Origin of the sequence: Mycobacterium sp. (assembly GCF_035314665.1) — a bacterium.
Lineage (GTDB): Bacteria > Actinomycetota > Actinomycetes > Mycobacteriales > Mycobacteriaceae > Mycobacterium.
On the sequence record NZ_DATFZD010000342.1, the window covers coordinates 22,916 to 39,110 of the forward strand.

The 16,195-nt window shown below is 67.2% G+C and carries 14 protein-coding genes and 1 pseudogene; 9 read left to right on the plus strand and 6 right to left on the minus strand.

Annotation, left to right across the window (positions count from 1 at the left end; all coding sequences use genetic code 11):
• Positions 1 to 3: 3 nt before the first annotated feature.
• Positions 4 to 1,965 (minus strand): asparagine synthase (glutamine-hydrolyzing), encoded by a 1,962-nt coding sequence (gene asnB / locus VKI00_RS23430; RefSeq protein WP_324441750.1) that lies wholly within the window; start codon positions 1,963 to 1,965, stop codon positions 4 to 6.
• 177 nt (positions 1,966 to 2,142) lie between these two features.
• Here asnB and VKI00_RS23435 point away from each other — a divergent pair, with 177 nt between their 5' ends.
• From VKI00_RS23435 to VKI00_RS23450, 4 genes are all read left to right on the plus strand, one after another.
• Entirely contained in the window at positions 2,143 to 3,195 is a 1,053-nt protein-coding gene (locus VKI00_RS23435) for a cytochrome c oxidase subunit II (protein WP_414687273.1), read from the plus strand.
• A 9-nt stretch (positions 3,196 to 3,204) separates the two neighbouring features.
• The gene (locus VKI00_RS23440; protein ID WP_324441727.1) at positions 3,205 to 3,624 is read left to right on the plus strand and encodes a cytochrome c oxidase subunit 4; all 420 of its coding nucleotides are present in this window, start codon (positions 3,205 to 3,207) and stop codon (positions 3,622 to 3,624) included.
• A 183-nt stretch (positions 3,625 to 3,807) separates the two neighbouring features.
• The gene (locus VKI00_RS23445) at positions 3,808 to 4,722 is read left to right on the plus strand and encodes an MmpS family transport accessory protein (protein ID WP_324441729.1); all 915 of its coding nucleotides are present in this window, start codon (positions 3,808 to 3,810) and stop codon (positions 4,720 to 4,722) included.
• Positions 4,722 to 5,357, plus strand: a complete 636-nt coding sequence (locus VKI00_RS23450; protein WP_324441731.1) for a DUF2561 family protein — start codon at positions 4,722 to 4,724, stop codon at positions 5,355 to 5,357. The genes VKI00_RS23445 and VKI00_RS23450 overlap by 1 nt, the downstream gene beginning before the upstream one ends.
• Before the next feature lie 17 nt (positions 5,358 to 5,374).
• Here the strand turns inward: VKI00_RS23450 and VKI00_RS23455 are convergent, their stop codons facing one another.
• Genes VKI00_RS23455 through VKI00_RS23470 form a run of 4 tightly spaced genes read right to left on the minus strand, consistent with a single transcriptional unit; the run spans position 5,375 to position 9,715 of the window.
• Positions 5,375 to 7,063, minus strand: coding sequence for a cytochrome bc complex cytochrome b subunit (locus VKI00_RS23455; RefSeq protein WP_324441733.1), 1,689 nt, complete (start codon positions 7,061 to 7,063; stop codon positions 5,375 to 5,377).
• Positions 7,060 to 8,244: a ubiquinol-cytochrome c reductase iron-sulfur subunit gene (locus VKI00_RS23460; RefSeq protein ID WP_324441735.1), complete on the minus strand. Its 1,185-nt coding sequence runs from the start codon at positions 8,242 to 8,244 to the stop codon at positions 7,060 to 7,062. Before VKI00_RS23460 ends, VKI00_RS23455 begins: the two co-directional genes overlap by 4 nt.
• On the minus strand, positions 8,241 to 9,107 hold the full coding sequence (locus tag VKI00_RS23465; RefSeq protein ID WP_414687274.1) for a c-type cytochrome: 867 nt from the start codon (positions 9,105 to 9,107) through the stop codon (positions 8,241 to 8,243). The genes VKI00_RS23460 and VKI00_RS23465 overlap by 4 nt, the downstream gene beginning before the upstream one ends.
• On the minus strand, positions 9,104 to 9,715 hold the full coding sequence (locus VKI00_RS23470) for a heme-copper oxidase subunit III (RefSeq protein WP_324441739.1): 612 nt from the start codon (positions 9,713 to 9,715) through the stop codon (positions 9,104 to 9,106). The genes VKI00_RS23465 and VKI00_RS23470 overlap by 4 nt, the downstream gene beginning before the upstream one ends.
• A gap of 122 nt (positions 9,716 to 9,837) precedes the next feature.
• Here VKI00_RS23470 and trpD point away from each other — a divergent pair, with 122 nt between their 5' ends.
• Complete coding sequence (gene trpD / locus VKI00_RS23475) at positions 9,838 to 10,914, plus strand: anthranilate phosphoribosyltransferase (protein ID WP_324441740.1); 1,077 nt, start codon at positions 9,838 to 9,840, stop codon at positions 10,912 to 10,914.
• On the opposite strand, the pseudogene VKI00_RS23480 reads toward trpD, so the two are convergent.
• Positions 10,852 to 12,768: pseudogene (locus VKI00_RS23480) on the minus strand (DEDD exonuclease domain-containing protein); the annotation flags it as partial. The gene trpD and the pseudogene VKI00_RS23480 sit on opposite strands and share 63 nt — an antisense overlap.
• Before the next feature lie 60 nt (positions 12,769 to 12,828).
• Between VKI00_RS23480 and VKI00_RS23485 the strand changes: the two are divergent.
• The 4 genes from VKI00_RS23485 to VKI00_RS23500 all read left to right on the plus strand — a co-directional run.
• Positions 12,829 to 13,080, plus strand: a complete 252-nt coding sequence (locus VKI00_RS23485) for a hypothetical protein (protein WP_324441742.1) — start codon at positions 12,829 to 12,831, stop codon at positions 13,078 to 13,080.
• A gap of 136 nt (positions 13,081 to 13,216) precedes the next feature.
• Positions 13,217 to 14,338, plus strand: coding sequence for a peptidoglycan hydrolase RipC (gene ripC, locus VKI00_RS23490; protein WP_414687275.1), 1,122 nt, complete (start codon positions 13,217 to 13,219; stop codon positions 14,336 to 14,338).
• A 28-nt stretch (positions 14,339 to 14,366) separates the two neighbouring features.
• Positions 14,367 to 15,200, plus strand: coding sequence for a hypothetical protein (locus VKI00_RS23495; protein WP_324441752.1), 834 nt, complete (start codon positions 14,367 to 14,369; stop codon positions 15,198 to 15,200).
• A 9-nt stretch (positions 15,201 to 15,209) separates the two neighbouring features.
• On the plus strand, positions 15,210 to 16,195 hold a 986-nt coding region (locus tag VKI00_RS23500; protein WP_324441746.1), incomplete at its 3' end, for a glycosyltransferase family 4 protein.

Genomic DNA, 16,195 nt, shown 5'->3' on the forward strand with positions numbered 1-16,195 from the left:
ACGTCAGAGCTGCACCGGGTAGGACGGCTCGCTGATCTGCGGCGCCACGCTGTGCTCGACGAAGATCGCGTGCCAGAGCATGAAGATCAGCAGCGTCCACAGTCTGCGACTGTGATCCGCTGTGCCGCAACGGTGTTCGTCTAGCATCCGGCGTACGGCGGACGCGTCGATCAGATGGTCGGTTGCCGACGAGTTCACCATTTCATGCGCCCACTCCAGCAGCGGGCCGGCACGCAGCCAGTGCCGAATAGGCACGGGAAAGCCCAGTTTCGGCCGGTTGAGCACGTGCGCCGGCACGATCGGCTCCAGCGCGCGTCGTAGCGCGTACTTCGTGGTGGTGCGGGTGATCTTGGCCTGCACCGGCAGTCGGGAGGCGACGGCGAACACCTCGGGATCCAGAAACGGGACCCGCAACTCCAGCGAGTTGGCCATCGTCATCTTGTCGGCCTTGACCAGAATGTCGCCGCGCAACCAGGTGAACAGGTCGATGTGTTGCATGCGGGCCACGGGATCCCAGTCCGCTGATTCGCCATACAGCGGTGCCGTCACGTCGGTGTGCGTCCAGTCGGGCCGGAACCCGGGCAGCACGTCGCGCAGCTGCGCGTCGGAGAAGCTACGGGCATTGCCGTAGTAGCGCTGCTGGAGCGTCAGCGATCCGCGATGCAGCAGGCTCTTGCCGCGCATGCCCTCGGGCAGCGGTTTGGACATCTTGCCCATCGAGCGTCGCAGCGGCCCGGGCAGGTAGTCGAAAGGCTTGAGCGACAACGGCTCCCGGTAGATGGTGTAGCCGCCGAAAAGCTCGTCGGCGCCCTCCCCGGACAGCACCACCTTGACATGCTTTCGCGCCTCGCGAGCGACGAAGAACAGCGGCACCAGCGCCGGGTCGGCCACCGGTTCGTCGAGATACCAAACGATTTCGGGTAAGGCGGCGACGAACTCGTCGGGCGCGACCACCTTGGCGATGTGCCGCGCGCCGATCGCCTCCGCCGACGCCACCGCGACGTCGATTTCCGAGAATCCCTCACGCTCGAACCCGGTCGTGAACGTGATCAGCCGGGGATTGTGCCGGATAGCCAGCGCCGCGATCGCCGTCGAATCGATGCCGCCCGACAGAAAGGCGCCGACGGTAACGTCGGCGCGCATGTGCTTTGCCACCGAATCCTCCAGGACCGCAGTGATCTCGTCGTAGCGGGCCTGTTCGGTGTCTCGGGTGATCGGTGTCGCGGTGAAGCGCGGTACGAAGTAGCGAGTCGTCTCCGGTGTGGCCAGGCCGGGGCGAATCCGCGCGTAACAGCCGGACTCGAGCCGGCGCACACCGCGGTGCAGGGTTTCCGGTTCGGGCACGTACTGCAGCACCGTGTAGTGCTGAACGGCGCGCAAGTCGATTGCGGTATCGAATCCGATCAGGTCGGCCAGGTCCAGCAGGCATTTCTTTTCGCTGGCCACCGCTGTGCCGCCGGTACCGGTCGCCATGAACAGCGGCTTGATGCCGAAAGGGTCGCGGGCGCAGAATAATTCGCCGGCGACGTTGTCCCACAGGGCGAAAGCGAACATCCCCCGCAGCCGGGTCAGGGCGTCGGCGCCCCAATGGTGATAGGCGGCGACGATGGCCTCACCGTCGCCATCGGTGGCGAAGACGGCGCCGTGGCGCTCGGCGAGTTCGGCCCGCAGCTCCAGGTAGTTGTAGATCTCGCCGTTGAACACCAACTCGTACCGGTCTGGGCTTTCCGGCGGCCCCCAACGCAGCGGTTGATGCGAGTGGGCGATATCGATGATGGACAGCCGGTTGAAACCGAACACGACGGTCCCGGCAGGGTCGGCCCAGGTGCCCGGCTCGTCGGGTCCGCGGTGGCGCATCAGATGCGATGCGCGGGCGACAGACTCGGCCGTTTCGAGGGCCCTGGCCGGAGAACCCGAAGCATCACCGCCGGCCGCAGCGCTCACGAAGGCCAGCAGTCCACACATCGCGACAAGTATGCCGCAACGCGGTGGCATCGGCGCCGCCGCAGGTCGCGGGCCAGTCCGCGGGCCGGCCCCGGGCGCGGGGACTCCGGCAGCGCTTGGTTACGCCGCGTGGTCTACGCTGCGTAGTATTCGATGTGCTTGCTGTCGGTCCAGCTTGTGATTTCAGGAGGCGCCACCGTGACACCTCGCGGACCAGGCCGTTCGCAGCGCTCTCGTCGGCTTCGGCTGCCCGTGTTGGCCGGCCTGCTTGGCATCCTGGCGGTGTCCCTGAGCGGATGCAGTTGGTCGGAGGTTTTGGGCATGGGCTGGCCCAGGGGCATCACCCCGGAGGCCGACTTCAACCGGCAGCTGTGGATCGGCGCGGTGATCGCGTCGCTGGTCGTGGGCGCCGTCGTGTGGGGCCTGATCTTCTGGTCCAGCGCCTTCCACCGCTGGAAGCCCACCGACACCGAATTGCCCCGCCAGTTCGGCTACAACATGCCGCTGGAGTTGGTGCTCACCGTGACACCGTTCCTGATCATCTCGGTGCTGTTCTACTTCACCGTGGTGGTGCAGGAGAAGATGCTGCATCTGGCCAAGGACCCCGAGGTCGTGGTCGACATCACGTCGTTCCAGTGGAACTGGAAGTTCGGTTACCAGAAGGTCGATTTCAAGGATGGCACGCTCAAATTCGACGGAGCCGACGCGGCGCGTAAAGCAGCGGTGGTCACCAAGTCGGAAGCCCGGAACCCGCAGGGTGAGGAGATTCCCGGGCCCGACCATGGAATCAGCATGGAAGACCGCAGCTACCTGAACTACGACAAGGTCGAGACGGTGGGCACCAGCACCGAGATCCCGGTACTGGTCCTGCCCGCGGGTAAGCGAATCGAGTTCCAGATGGCCTCCGCCGACGTCATCCACGCTTTCTGGGTACCGGAGTTCCTCTTCAAGCGCGACGTGATGCCCTATCCGCATGAAAACCATTCGGTGAACGTCTTCCAGGTCTCCGAAATCCAGCGGACCGGGGCATTCGTCGGTCGCTGCGCCGAGATGTGCGGGACGTATCACTCGATGATGAACTTCGAGGTCCGGGTGGTGCAGCCCAACGACTTCAAGGCCTACCTGCAGCAGCGGATCGCCGGTAAGACCAATGCCCAGGCCTTGCAGGCGATCGCCCAGTCGCCGGTTGCGGTCACCACGCACCCGTTCGACACCCGCCGCGGCGAGCATGTGCCCCAAGCGAGTAACTAGGAAGCCCCCATGCATATCGAAGCCAGGCTGTACGAATTCGTGGCCGCGTTCTTCGTCTTCTGCACTGCGCTTTACGGCATTCTGACCAGCTTGTACGCCACCGGTGGCATCGAGTGGGCCGGAACTACGGCGTTGGCGTTGACCGCTGGAATGGCGCTTATCGTGGCGACGTACTTCCGCTTCGTGGCTCGCCGGCTCGACACCCGGCCCGAGGATTACGAGGGCGCTGAGATCAGCGACGGCGCAGGCGAACTGGGGTTTTTCAGCCCGCATAGCTGGTGGCCAATTCTGGTCGCGCTGTCCGCCTCGGTCACCGCGGTCGGCGTTGCATTGTGGCTGCCGTGGTTGATCGTCGCCGGGGTGGCGTTTGTCCTGAGCTCGGCGGCCGGGCTGGTCTTCGAGTACTACCTCGGTCCGGAGAAGCACTAGTCAGCGCCGGCAAAGGTCACAATCAGGGCATCAGTTGATCCGTGACCCGTTCACCGACGATGCCGCGCAGATACCGGTTGGGTAGGGTTTCCGGGGCACAATGAGGAACATCGGAGCGCGCGCACAACAACACACCCCCGGTGCAGCGCACGCCCGTGAGTAGTCGGACAGGACAGGCAGAACATGAGCGGGCCCAATCCACCAGGACCGGAGTCCGAAGAACTGGAACCGGCCGCCGAGCCCAGCGAAGGCAACAGTGAATTCGAGGGGGGCGGCGGCGAATTCGGCGAGGGCTTGACGGGGGAGGGGCCCGAGCAGGACCCGGAGACGGGCCAGACCGATGTCTATTCGCGGGCCTACTCGGCTCCGGAGTCCGAACACGTCACGAGCGGCCCGTATGTGCCCGTCGACCTCGACCTCTACGACTACGAGAGTTACGACGAGCAGGCCCCCGCAGAATCCGGCACCGCGCGCTGGCCGTGGATCGTCGGCATTGCCGCGATTGCCGCGGCGATCGCGCTGGTGGTTTCCGTGTCGCTGCTGTTCACTCGCAGCGATACCACCAAGCTGGCGACGCCGAGCACCGCGCCGACGTCGACGCCGCCGCAGCAGGACGAGATCATCGTCACGACACCGCCGCCCGCGCCGCCGCCGACCACCCCGCCGCCGCCACCTCCGCCTCCGCCGACCAGCGAGGCCCCGCCACCACCGCCGCCGCCCTCCGAGGCGCCGCCACCGCCGTCGCCAGCACCTGCTCCGGCGCCGGCGCCGGCACCGGCGCCGGGCACAGCCGCCCCGCCGCCCGGCGGCGCTCCTGCTCCCGCCGCGCCTCGGCAGGTCACCTATTCGGTGACCGGCACCAAGGCGCCGTTCGACCAGATCACGATCACCTACACCGACGCGTCCGGAATGCGACGGATTCTGAACAACGCCTACATCCCGTGGACGATCACACTCACACCGATCTCGACGTCGGACGTCGGCTCGATCGAAGCGACCAGCCTGCTGCGGTTGAGCAAGCTCAACTGCTCGATCACCACCAGCGACGGCAAGGTGTTGTCGTCGAATGAGAACAATCAACCGCAGACGAACTGCTGATGATCGACCGGTACTCCCAAGCGTGGGGCGCGCGGGGCAAGATGGCGCCGGCTACCGCCGATCGCATCCTGGTTGGGGCGTGCGCCGCCGTCTGGTTGGGGCTGGTGGGGATGAGCGTGGCCGCCATCGTCGCGTTGATGGACCTCGGCCGGGGCTTCCACGACGCGAAAGGCAATCCGCACACCTCGTCGGTGCTCTACGCCATCATCGTGATCTCCGCGCTGGTCATCCTGGCGGCGATCCCGATGCTGCTGCGCGCCCGGCGCACCACCCGCGACGGGCCAGTCGCGCGATCGGCGAGGGTGCCGGCACGCACGGCCGGCGGGCAGCTGAGCAGGTCTGAGCACACGGCGTCGTCGACCCTGACCCGGCACGGCCATACCGAGCGGCTGACCACGCTAGGGCCGGCATTGCCGGAGGCGGAGGTGGACCGCGTCTGGCTGCGCGGTACCGCCGCTTTGATGGGCACCATGGGGCTGGCGCTGCTGGGAGTTGCGGTGGCGACCTACCTGATGGCGATCGGCCACGATGCCTTCTCGTGGACCAGCTACGGGATCGCCGGATTCGTCACGCTGATCATGCCGTTGGTCCCGTGGCAACAGGTGCGGCAGCTACGCCGCACGCTCGCCGCATAGCCGCCGAAACGGTCCCGCTAGTGCTGGCCGTTCGAGCCGTTGGATGAGCCGTTGCTGCCGTCCTGGTGCTCCCGCAGCGCGGTGAGGGCGCGTTGTTCGGCGGCGTGGTGGGCTTCGGACAGCGCGGCGTCTTCGGCGACGGGGTCGGCGTACAGGAAGCTGCCTGAGCCAGGGGAGCCGCCGGCGCCGAGTTGGTTCATCTTGGTGGGCACCGGGGCGCCCTGGTATTCCAGCGGCACAGGGTGGCCGTGGTCGTCGACGGGGCCCAGCGGCTGGTGCAGTTCGATGTAGGCGCCGTGCGGCAGTCGTTTGATGATGCCGGTTTCGATGCCGTGCTCGAGGATGGCGCGGTCGCTGCGTTGCAGCCCGATTGCCCACCGGTAGGCGATGAAGTAGACGAACGGTGGCAGCACGATCATGCCGATGCGCCCGATCCAGGTCGTCGCGTTGAGCGAGATGTGGAATTTGAAGGCGATGATGTCGTTCATCGCGCTCAGCGTGAGCACCATGTAGAAGGCGATTGCCATGGCCCCGATCGCGGTGCGCACCGGCACATCTCGCGGCCGCTGCAGCAGGTTGTGGTGGGCGCGGTCGCCGGAGAACCCCTTCTCCAGGAACGGGTAAATGATCAGCAGCGTGAAAACCAAACCCATGATCAACGCGACCCAGACCACCGCGGGAATGGTGTGGTGGCCGATGTAGAACTCCCACGCCGGCCAGATACGGGCCAGGCCTTCGGTCCACATCATGTAGAAGTCGGGCTGGCTGCCTGCCGAGACTTGAGATGGCTTGTAGGGCCCCAGGTTCCAGATCGGGTTGATCTGCAGCAGGCCGCCCATCAGGCCGAGGATCCCGGTGCACAGCGCGAAGAAGGCGCCGGATTTGACGGCGAATATCGGCATCACCCGCACGCCGACGACATTGTGTTCGGTGCGGCCGGGGCCGGGGAACTGGGTGTGCTTCTGGAACCAGACGAAGGCCAGATGGATGCCGATCAGCGCCAGCATGATCCCCGGCAGCAACAGGATGTGCAGCCCGTACAGGCGCGGGATGATGTAGCCCGCCGCGGTGCAGTCGTCTCCCGCACCGCCACAGGGGAAGTCACCGCCGAACAGTGCCCAGTGCAGCCAGGTGCCGATCACCGGCATTCCCAAGGTGATTGACGAGAGTGCGGCCCGTATCCCGATGCCGGACAGCAGGTCGTCGGGCAGCGAGTAGCCGAAGTAGCCCTCGAACATCGACAGGATCAGCAGCAGTGAGCCGATGACCCAGTTGGCCTCGCGGGGTCGGCGAAATGCTCCGGTGAAGAAGATCCGGGCCAGGTGCACCATGATGGCCGCGGAGAACATCAGTGCGGCCCAGTGATGGACCTGGCGAACGAACAGCCCGCCGCGCACCTCGAAGCTGATGTCGAGCGTGGACGCGTACGCCTTCGACATCTCGACACCGCGCAGCGGCTGATAGACGCCGTTGTAGGTGACGTCGTTCATAGAGGGGTCGAAGAACAGCGTCAGGTAAACGCCGGTCAACAGCAGGATGATGAAGCTGTACATCGCGATCTCGCCGAGCAGGAACGACCAGTGCGTCGGAAACACCTTGTTCAGCTGGCGGCGCACCGCTGCCGACGGGTGATAACGCGAATCGATGTCCTCGCCTTGTTGGGCCAGGACGTCGCCGATCTTGGGGGGACTCAGTTGCGGACTCATGTTGTTGTGCGCTCCCAAAATGCCGGTCCGACAGGCTCGATGAAGTCGCCGTTGGCGACTAGATACCCGTCGGCGTCAATGGTGAGGGGCAGCTGTGCCAACGCGCGTGCTGCCGGCCCGAAAATCGGCGTTGCGTAGTGCAACGCGTCGAACTGCGACTGGTGGCAAGGGCACAGGATGCGATAGGACTGCTGCTCGTAAAGCGAAGAGGGACAACCCAAATGCGAGCAGACCTTCGTGAAGGCGAACAGCTCGCCGAAGTTGAAGCTCTCCTGGCCCTTGCGCTTGACCACCCGCGACATGTCGCGGGGCTTGATGCGGATCAGCATCACCGGGTTGCGGACCGCCGTCAGGATGGAGGTCAGCTTTTCGTGTGATTCCACCGTGGTGCCGTCACCGTCGGACACGCGCCACGGGAAAACCGTCTCCATGCCGCCGGCTTGGATGTCTTCGGGGCGCATCTTGACGAACGGCGCCCCGAGGCTTTCGCCAGTGGCTCGGGCGACGTAGATGGTCTCGCCGTGATAGCGCGGCGTCCAGCCCGACGTCCACAGCACGGCTTTCTTGCCATCGGCGGTCTGTATCACCGGTTTCCACGGGTTCTTGATCAGGCCGCCGGCAAACGCCACGAGAGTGCCGAGCCCGAATGCGCCCAGCCCGACACCCAGCGACAGACCGATCAGCTTACGACGCCGCAGCGTGGAACCTTCGAGAGCGTCGGTCAGGTTCGCGACCACGGTCTTGCGGTCGATCTCATCTGACCCGGTGGCGGTGTAGTGGCGGTCCTGAATCGAAATCTCTTCGGGGATGAACTTTTTCTGGAACAGCACCGCGCCGATCGCGATGCACAGAACGGACAGCCCGAAGGTCAGGCCGTACAGCGGGGTGGTCAGCGTGTAGAGGAAGCTGCCCTGGGCCCCGTGCGGCTTGTACTCCCACGGCCAGAACAAGAAAACCAGCAGCAGCGCGAACCCGAAGAACCCACCCAGCAAAAGCCAGGCGGCCACCTGGCGCTCGGCCCGCTTTTCGGCCTTGGTGCCGGCCACCGGCCACCGCGGCTCCTTGAAGACGGTTTCCACACCGTCGATCCGGCCGCCGAGCGCAACGAGTTCGTCACGCGACATCGCGTTCAGTTCAGCGTCGGTGGGCCGGCCGGCGCCTTTCGCGTCGTCGTTGCTCATGATCGTGACCCAATCCACAGTGCCGCGCCGATGACGGCGACCATCCCGATGATCCACATCGCCATGCCTTCGGGGGCGGGTCCGAAACCACCCAGGCCGTTGCCGCCCGGACTGCGTTCCTCGGCAACGGATTTCACGTAGGCGATGATGTCCTTCTTCGCGTCGAAGGAGAGCTGACGGTCGGAGAACTTCGGCATGTTCTGCGGACCGGTCAGCATCGCGTCCAAGATCTGCTGCTCGTTGGCCGGGCCCAGGTCGGGCGCGAATTTGCCCGACGACAACGCGCCGCCCTTGCCGGTGAAGTTGTGGCAGGACGAGCAGTTGAGCCGGAACAGGTCGCCGCCGCGGCCGACGTCGTCGCCGCGCAGCGAGTGCATCGCGATACTGCCGTCGGGGTTGCGCACCACGGCGGGCCCGCCGCCGTTGGCTGCCACATAGGCGCCCAGCGCGTCGATCTGTGGGGCGTCGAAGATCGGGTCTTTGCGGGTCGCCTGGGCCTCCCCGCGCATCGCCGGCATCCGGCCGCTGGATACCTGGAAGTAGACCGCGGCCTCGCCGACGCCGATCAGGCTCGGCCCCCGGTCGGGAACGCCCTGCAGGTTGGCGCCGTGGCAGGTCACGCACGAGGTGTCGAAAAGCTGCTTGCCGGTCCGCAGCAGCGCCGAAGACGACTCGTCGGCGACAGCCACCTGTGGGCTGGGAGTCAGAACAGCGGCCAGCCCGCCGGCCACCGAAAGTGCCAGCAGCAGCAGCAGTCCCGCCGACGAACGGCGACGCAGGCGACGCCGCGCCCGGTCACTCAGCGATCGGTTCAACCCCAGTCTTTTCAACCGAGCACTCCTGTTCTCACGCGCGCTGGTCATCGGATGAAATAAATCGTCGCGAACAGGGCGATCCACACGATGTCGACGAAGTGCCAGTAGTACGAGACGACGATCGATGCGGTCGCCTGCGCCGGCGTGAACTTGCTCATCGTGGTGCGGGCCAGCAGGAAGATGAACGCGATCAGCCCGCCGATGACGTGTAGTCCGTGAAAGCCGGTGGCGAGGTAGAAAACGCTGCCGTAGGAGCTGCTGGGGATCGTTGTGCCGTGGCTCATCAGGTGGTGGTACTCGTAGGCCTGTCCGAGGACGAAGAACAAACCCATCGCGAAGGTGAGCACATACCAGCGGCGCAGCCCGAACACGTCGCCGCGCTCGGCCGCGAAAACCCCCATCTGGCAGGTGAACGAGGACGCGATCAGCACCAGCGTGACCGGGACGGCTTGGTACAAGTTCAGCTCGGTCGGCGGGGGCGGCCAGTTGCCGGCGGCCTGGGCGCGCGCCGTGAAGTAGAACGCAAACAGTCCAGCAAAGAACATCAATTCGCTGGAAAGCCACACTATGGTGCCAACACTGACCATGTTGGGGCGGTTGAGCGAATGTACGCGCGCCGTGATTGCAGTACCCGAGGTCCCTACCGCACTCGTCACATCCGCAAGTATGACGCTTTGTAGTTGTCGACCTCTACCCGGGGCGGAAATTGGTGAGCGGTATTCATGTGCCGATCCGCCGGCCGTGCCCGGAATCTGATGACCATGGGACCATCAGCGGTGTGGCGGTGTCAGCTTCCGGGTCCTCGAATGAGGTGCTGTCGTGGCCGCAGATCCTCACGACTTTGACCGCGGGGCACAACCTGCCACGCGGACAGGCCGGGTGGGCAATGGAGCAGATCATGACCGGGTCCGCGACGCCGGCGCAGATCGCGGCCTTCGCCGTGGCGCTGAAGATGAAGGGCCCGACCGCCGCGGAGGTCACCGAGTTGGCCGACGTAATGCTGCAGCACGCACGCCGGCTGCCCACCGAGCAGATCGGAACCGACACCGTCGACGTGGTCGGCACCGGCGGCGACGGCGTCAACACCGTCAATCTGTCCACGATGGCGGCGATCGTGGTGGCGGCGGCCGGCGTGCCGGTGGTCAAGCACGGCAACCGGGCGGCCTCCTCGCTGGCCGGCGGCGCCGACACCCTGGAGGCGCTTGGGGTGCGCATCGACCTGGATCCTGACGACGTCGCACGCAGCGTCGCCGAAGTCGGGATCGGGTTCTGCTTTGCGCCGCAGTTTCATCCGTCGTACCGGCACGCGTCGGTGGCACGGCGTGAAGTCGGTGTGCCCACCGTGTTCAATTTGCTTGGGCCACTTACTAATCCGGGCCGACCGCGAGCCGGGCTGATCGGCTGCGCGTTCGCCGACCTGGCCGAAGTGATGGCCGGGGTTTTTGCGGCACGCCGGTCCAGCGTTTTGGTGGTGCACGGCGACGACGGGCTCGACGAGCTAACCACCACCACGACCAGCACGATCTGGCGGGTGCAGGCCGGCACCGTCGACAAGCTGACCTTTGATCCGGCCGGATTCGGGTTCGCCCGCGCCGATCTGGACGATTTGTTGGGTGGCGACGCGACGGCCAACGCCGCGGAGGCACGCTCGGTGCTGGCCGGCGCCAAGGGCCCGGTGCGCGACGCCGTCGTGCTCAACGCCGCGGGCGCGATCGTGGCCCATACCGGGCTATCCAGCCGCGCCGAGTGGCTGCCGGCGTGGGAAGACGGGCTGAGCCGCGCCGTCGACGCCATCGACAGCGGCGCGGCCGAACAGCTGCTCGCGCGATGGGTGCGGTTCGGTCAGCAGCTCTGAGTCCCGGCTGGTGACGGCTTGTTCGGCGGCCACCCGCGCCGCGCGTGCCGACGCGGCCCATCCGGCCCACGGTCCGGCGGACCCCAACGGCGAACACCAGCCGGCGGCGTCGTCGACGCCGGTCACACGCACGATGCGCACCCCGGGCGCCGCCAGCCAACGCGCGATCAGCGCCGTCTCCTCCACCAGCGCGCCGCCCAGCGGGGCCGGCTGCGGCAGGACCACCTGCGCGCCGGCCCGGATGGCGTCGACGACGGGCATCGGCGGCACGCCTCGGCCGGCACTGCCGGCCGCTGCGAGCTGGCCGTGGCGGACGACGGCGAGCTGCCAGCCGCCCTCGCCGTCGGGCGCGGCGGCCACCAGCTCCGGCAGCACGGCCAGGGCGCGCAGGCGCTGGCCGCGCCACAGCACCTCCACCGCGGCCACCGTGTGGTCACGCAGCCGGGCAGCACTCTCGTAGCGCTGACGCTCGGCGAGGTCGGCGATCTGCCCGACCGCCGCGGCCAACGCGGTGTTGTCCAGGCCGTCGATCAGCGCTTCGGCGCGAGCGGCCGCCGCGGCGTATTGGCCGGCGGTCACATCACGAGCAGCCGGACACGGCGAAACCTCATGCTGCGGGCAGGCCGGTCCGTGCAGCACCGAACGGGCCAGCCGCTTGGTGCAGGTGCGCACACCGGTGAACCGAGCCAACAGCGCGGCGGTATCGGCGGCGTCGGTGCGAGAGCGAAACGGGCCGACCGCGTGAGCGTGGCGCGGCGCTCGCGCAGGCGAAAAGCGGGGAAAGGCCTCGGCGCTGAGCACCAGCCACCACCAGCGGTGCGGGAATCTTGACCGCCGGTTGTACGGCGGGGCGTGCGCGGCCAGCATCCGCAGTTCGCGGACACCGGCCTCTAACGCATGCGCGCACTCGGCGTGCTCGACGGTGCTTGCCAGCGCAACCATCTCCTTGATCCGGCCGCGCTGATCCGAGCCGTTGAAGTACTGACTTACCCTGCGCCGCAAATCAATTGCGGTGCCGACGTAGAGCACCTCGCCCGCCGGCCCGCGGAACAGGTAGACGCCGGGCCGGTGCGGCAACCCTTCGGCCAGCACCCTTTTGCGCCGCTGCGCCGGCGTCACGTCGGGCAGATACGAACGCAGGTCGCCGTAGGTGTGCACACCTTGATTGCCCACGCGCTCGATCAGCGCGTGCAACACGTCGACGGTGGCCCGCGCATCGTCGAGCGCCCGGTGAGTGGGCTCGCTGGCAACGGCGAACAGCCGCGCCAGCGCTGCCAGCCGCACGCTTGGGGCTTCCTCGCGGCTGAGCACCCTGCGGGCCAGTTGGACGGTGCACAGCACTTGCGGCCGCCGCCATCCGATACCGCACTGGTCGGCGGCGGCCCGCAGAAACCCGATGTCGAACCTGGCGTTGTGGGCCACCAGGACCGCGCCGCGGGCGAACTCGAAAAACATCGGCAGCACCGCGCCGATGGTCGGCGCATCGCACACCATCGCCGTGGTGATGCCGGTGAGCTGCACGATCTGCGGCGGGATGCTGCGCTGCGGATCGACGAGGGTGGCGAACTCGCCCAGCACCGCGCCGCCGCGCACTTTGACCGCCCCGATTTCGGTGATGGCGTCGGCGGCCGACCCGTCACGGGCGGTCATCCGCCCGCCGGTGGTCTCCAGGTCCACAACCACGAATGTCGTCTCGCGCAGCGACATTTCGGCAGCCGCGTCGAAGTCGGCAAGGCTGAGCTGCTCGGCAGCGGGCACGCCCATGGCTGCGACGTTAGGCAGTTGCACCGACACTGCCCGGATTCGCCGCGGCGCGTCGGGCCATAAGCGCTCACCATCAAGCCGGCCAGACATGTCGGTGCTCGTGATTAGCCTGACGGCAAGCCCACCAGAGAGACCGAGAGGACCAGCCAGATGGCGTACACCGACGAGCCTGACGGGGCGGCGGCAGTCCCGCCCGATGCGGGAGAACCAGTGGTGATCGACTGTGATGACTGCGCAGTGCGGGGTCCCGGATGCCGTGACTGCGTCGTCAGTGTGATACTCGGGGTACCGGAAACTTTGCTGGAGGATGAGCGCGTCGCGTTGGAGGTGCTCGCCGATGCGGGACTGGCTCCGAGACTGCGGCTGGTTCCGATCCACCGCCAGCGACCCGGCGTAGCCTAACCGCGTTACGTTGAAATCTTGCTGATTTCTTATTAACTCGTGTTGGACAACGCCGATGCCGTTTCGTAACCTGTCTGAGACCTAATTAAGACTCGGCCGTCGCGCCGATGGCTTTTAAGGATGCGAAATCTTGGGGTTGGGGCATGACGGTGGAAGCGTGCGTTTGCGAGTAGCCACACGCTTTGCTGTAGGAGCACTAGCAGGGTTCGTTGCGGTCTCCGGAGTTGCTGCCAGCAATGTGCTGGCAGACCCAGCCAACGACCCGATGGCAAAGCTCACTGAGTTGTCGCGGCAGGCCGAGCAGACCACCGAGGCGATGCACAGCGCTCAGCTCGACCTCAACAACAAGCTGGCCGCGCAGCAGGCCGCCGATAAAAAACACAACGATGACGCCGCCGCCGCCGACGCTGCGAAGTCGCGATTGGCAACGTTTCAGGCCGGTGTCGACAAGTTTGCGGCAGCGATGTACATGGGCGGCCGCACCGACGGCATGAACGCCATCTTCACCGCCGAGTCGCCACAGCAGCTGATCGGCAAGTTGGCCGTGCAGCGGGTAATGGGCACCGCTATGCGCGCGCAGATGTCCAACTACCGCGCCACTCGCGAGCAGGCCGCCGAAGCCGAGAAAGCATCCGCGAAATCGGCCGCCGATGCCAAGACCGCGGCCGAGCAGGCCGCCGGGGTGCGCGCGAAGCTGCAGTCCAAGCAGAGCCAGCTGCAGCTGCAGATCGCCATCGTCAAGTCGCAGTACCTCACGTTGAGCCCGAACCAGCGCACCGAGCTGGCCGCGCCCGGACCTCCGCCGCCGCCCGCGGCCATGGCCGCCGCCGCTCCCGCTCCGGAGGCGTTGCCACCCGGCGTCGGACAGCCCGGTGGTCCCGGGCCTGGATTCGGCGGCGCACCCGGCAGCGGTCAGGGCGCTATCGCTGTTCAGGCCGCGCTGACCCAGGTCGGCGCCCCCTATTCCTGGGGCGGCGCCGCGCCCGGCGGGTTCGACTGCTCGGGCTTGGTGATGTGGGCGTTCCAGCAGGCCGGCATCGCGTTGCCGCATTCCAGCCAGGCGCTGGCCCACGGCGGACAGCCGGTCTCGCTGTCGGACCTGCAGCCCGGTGACGTGCTGACCTTCTATTCCGACGCATCCCACGCCGGCCTCTACATCGGTGATGGCCTGATGGTCCATTCGTCCACCTACGGTGTGCCGGTGCGGGTGGTGCCGATGAATTCGTCCGGCCCGATCTACGACGCCCGCCGCTACTGACCGCCGACGGTCTGACCGTCGCCGCTGGCTGCTGGCCTGCGTACTAGCCGCCGAACTGCTCTTCGCCGCTGCCGAAGTAATCGGTCCGGGGGGGAGTGCCCCTGCACAACCCGCCCACCCGGCCGCGCCAGCGGCGGTCAGTACCACGGCGCCGCGGCTCATCGTTGCCGGCGATCGCACCGTGCGGATGACCAATCTCGGCGGCCCGCAATCGGAGGCTCTGCTAAGCCGTGTCGCGACGAATATCGGTCGGGCCGTCGACGCGGTGGAGGCGTTCTGGGGGACCGACTGGCCGCGCGAAATCGCCGTGGTGGCCACCGGCTCGCAGCGGCAGTTCGAGACCGAGGCCGGCGGTGGGCTGGCGGCGCAGTGGGCCGATATCGCGGCGGTGGCCGTCGCCGACCGGGTCGATCCGGCCCGGCGGATTGCGATCGGCCAGCGGATCGTGTTCGCGCCCGGGGCGGTCGGCATGAGCGAGTCGGCTTTGCGAATCGTGTTGAGCCACGAGCTTTTTCACTATGCGGCACGCGCGGACACGGCAGTCGATGCGCCGGAGTGGCTGACCGAAGGCGTGGCTGACTACGTCGCCCGGCCGCCCACGCCGCTGCCTAAGCCGATGCCGACGGCGCTGCCCTCGGACGCCGAGCTTGCTGCGCCGGGGCCTCAGCGTTCGCAGGCCTACGACCGGGCATGGTGGTTCGCGCGTTTCGTTGCCGACGCCCGCGGGGCCGCGACCTTGCGCGCTCTCTACCGCGCGGCGTGTGGAGTCGGCCATGCCGACCTGCCCACCGCGGTGCATGACGTGCTGGGCACCGACACGGCGGGCGTGCTCGCCGACTGGCAGCAGTGGCTGACCCGCTAACCTACGCAGGTGCCCCGGGTCCTGCTGGTAACCAACGACTTTCCACCTCGACGCGGTGGCATCCAGTCGTATTTGGTCGAGCTGGTAACCCGATTGGCCGCCACCGGGCAGCACACCCTGACGGTGTACGCGCCACAATGGACGGGCGCCGACGACTTCGATGCTCGCACCGTGGGCTATCAGGTGGTGCGCCATCCCGGGACGTTGATGTTGCCCGTGCCCTCCGTCGACGTCCGGATGCGCCGGCTGATCGCTGAGCACGACATCGACACCGTCTGGTTCGGCGCCGCCGCGCCATTGGCCCTGTTGGCGCAGCGCGCCCGTCGAGCCGGCGCACGCCGAGTGCTGGCCAGCACCCACGGTCACGAGGTGGGGTGGTCGATGCTTCCGGGGGCGCGGTCGGTGCTACGTCGTATCGGTGACGACAGCGACGTCGTCACCTTCGTCAGCCGCTATACCCGAGCTCGGTTCGCCTCGGCGTTCGGGCCGGACGCCGCACTGGAACACCTGCCGCCGGGGGTGGATACCGACCGGTTCCGCCCTGACCCGGCAAGCCGCGCCGAGCTGCGCGCCCGCTACTGTCTGGGCCAGCGGCCCACGGTGCTGTGCCTGTCGCGGCTGGTGGCGCGCAAGGGGCAGGACATGCTGATTCGGGCGCTGCCGTCAATCCGGCAGCGAGTGAACGGGGCTGCGCTGGTCATCGCGGGCGGTGGTCCGTATCTGGACACGTTGCGCGAGCTGGCCGAGCGCTATCGGGTGAGTGAGCACGTGACGTTTACCGGCGGGATCCCGGCCGCTGACCTTCCCGCCTACCACGCGATGGCCGACGTGTTCGCGATGCCATGCCGCACCCGCGGCGCCGGATTGGATGTCGAGGGGCTGGGCATCGTATTTCTGGAAGCCTCTGCAAGCGGCGTACCGGTGATCGCCGGACGCTCGGGCGGCGCACCGGAAACCGTGCAGCACAACAAGACTGGGCTAGTGGTCGACGGTCG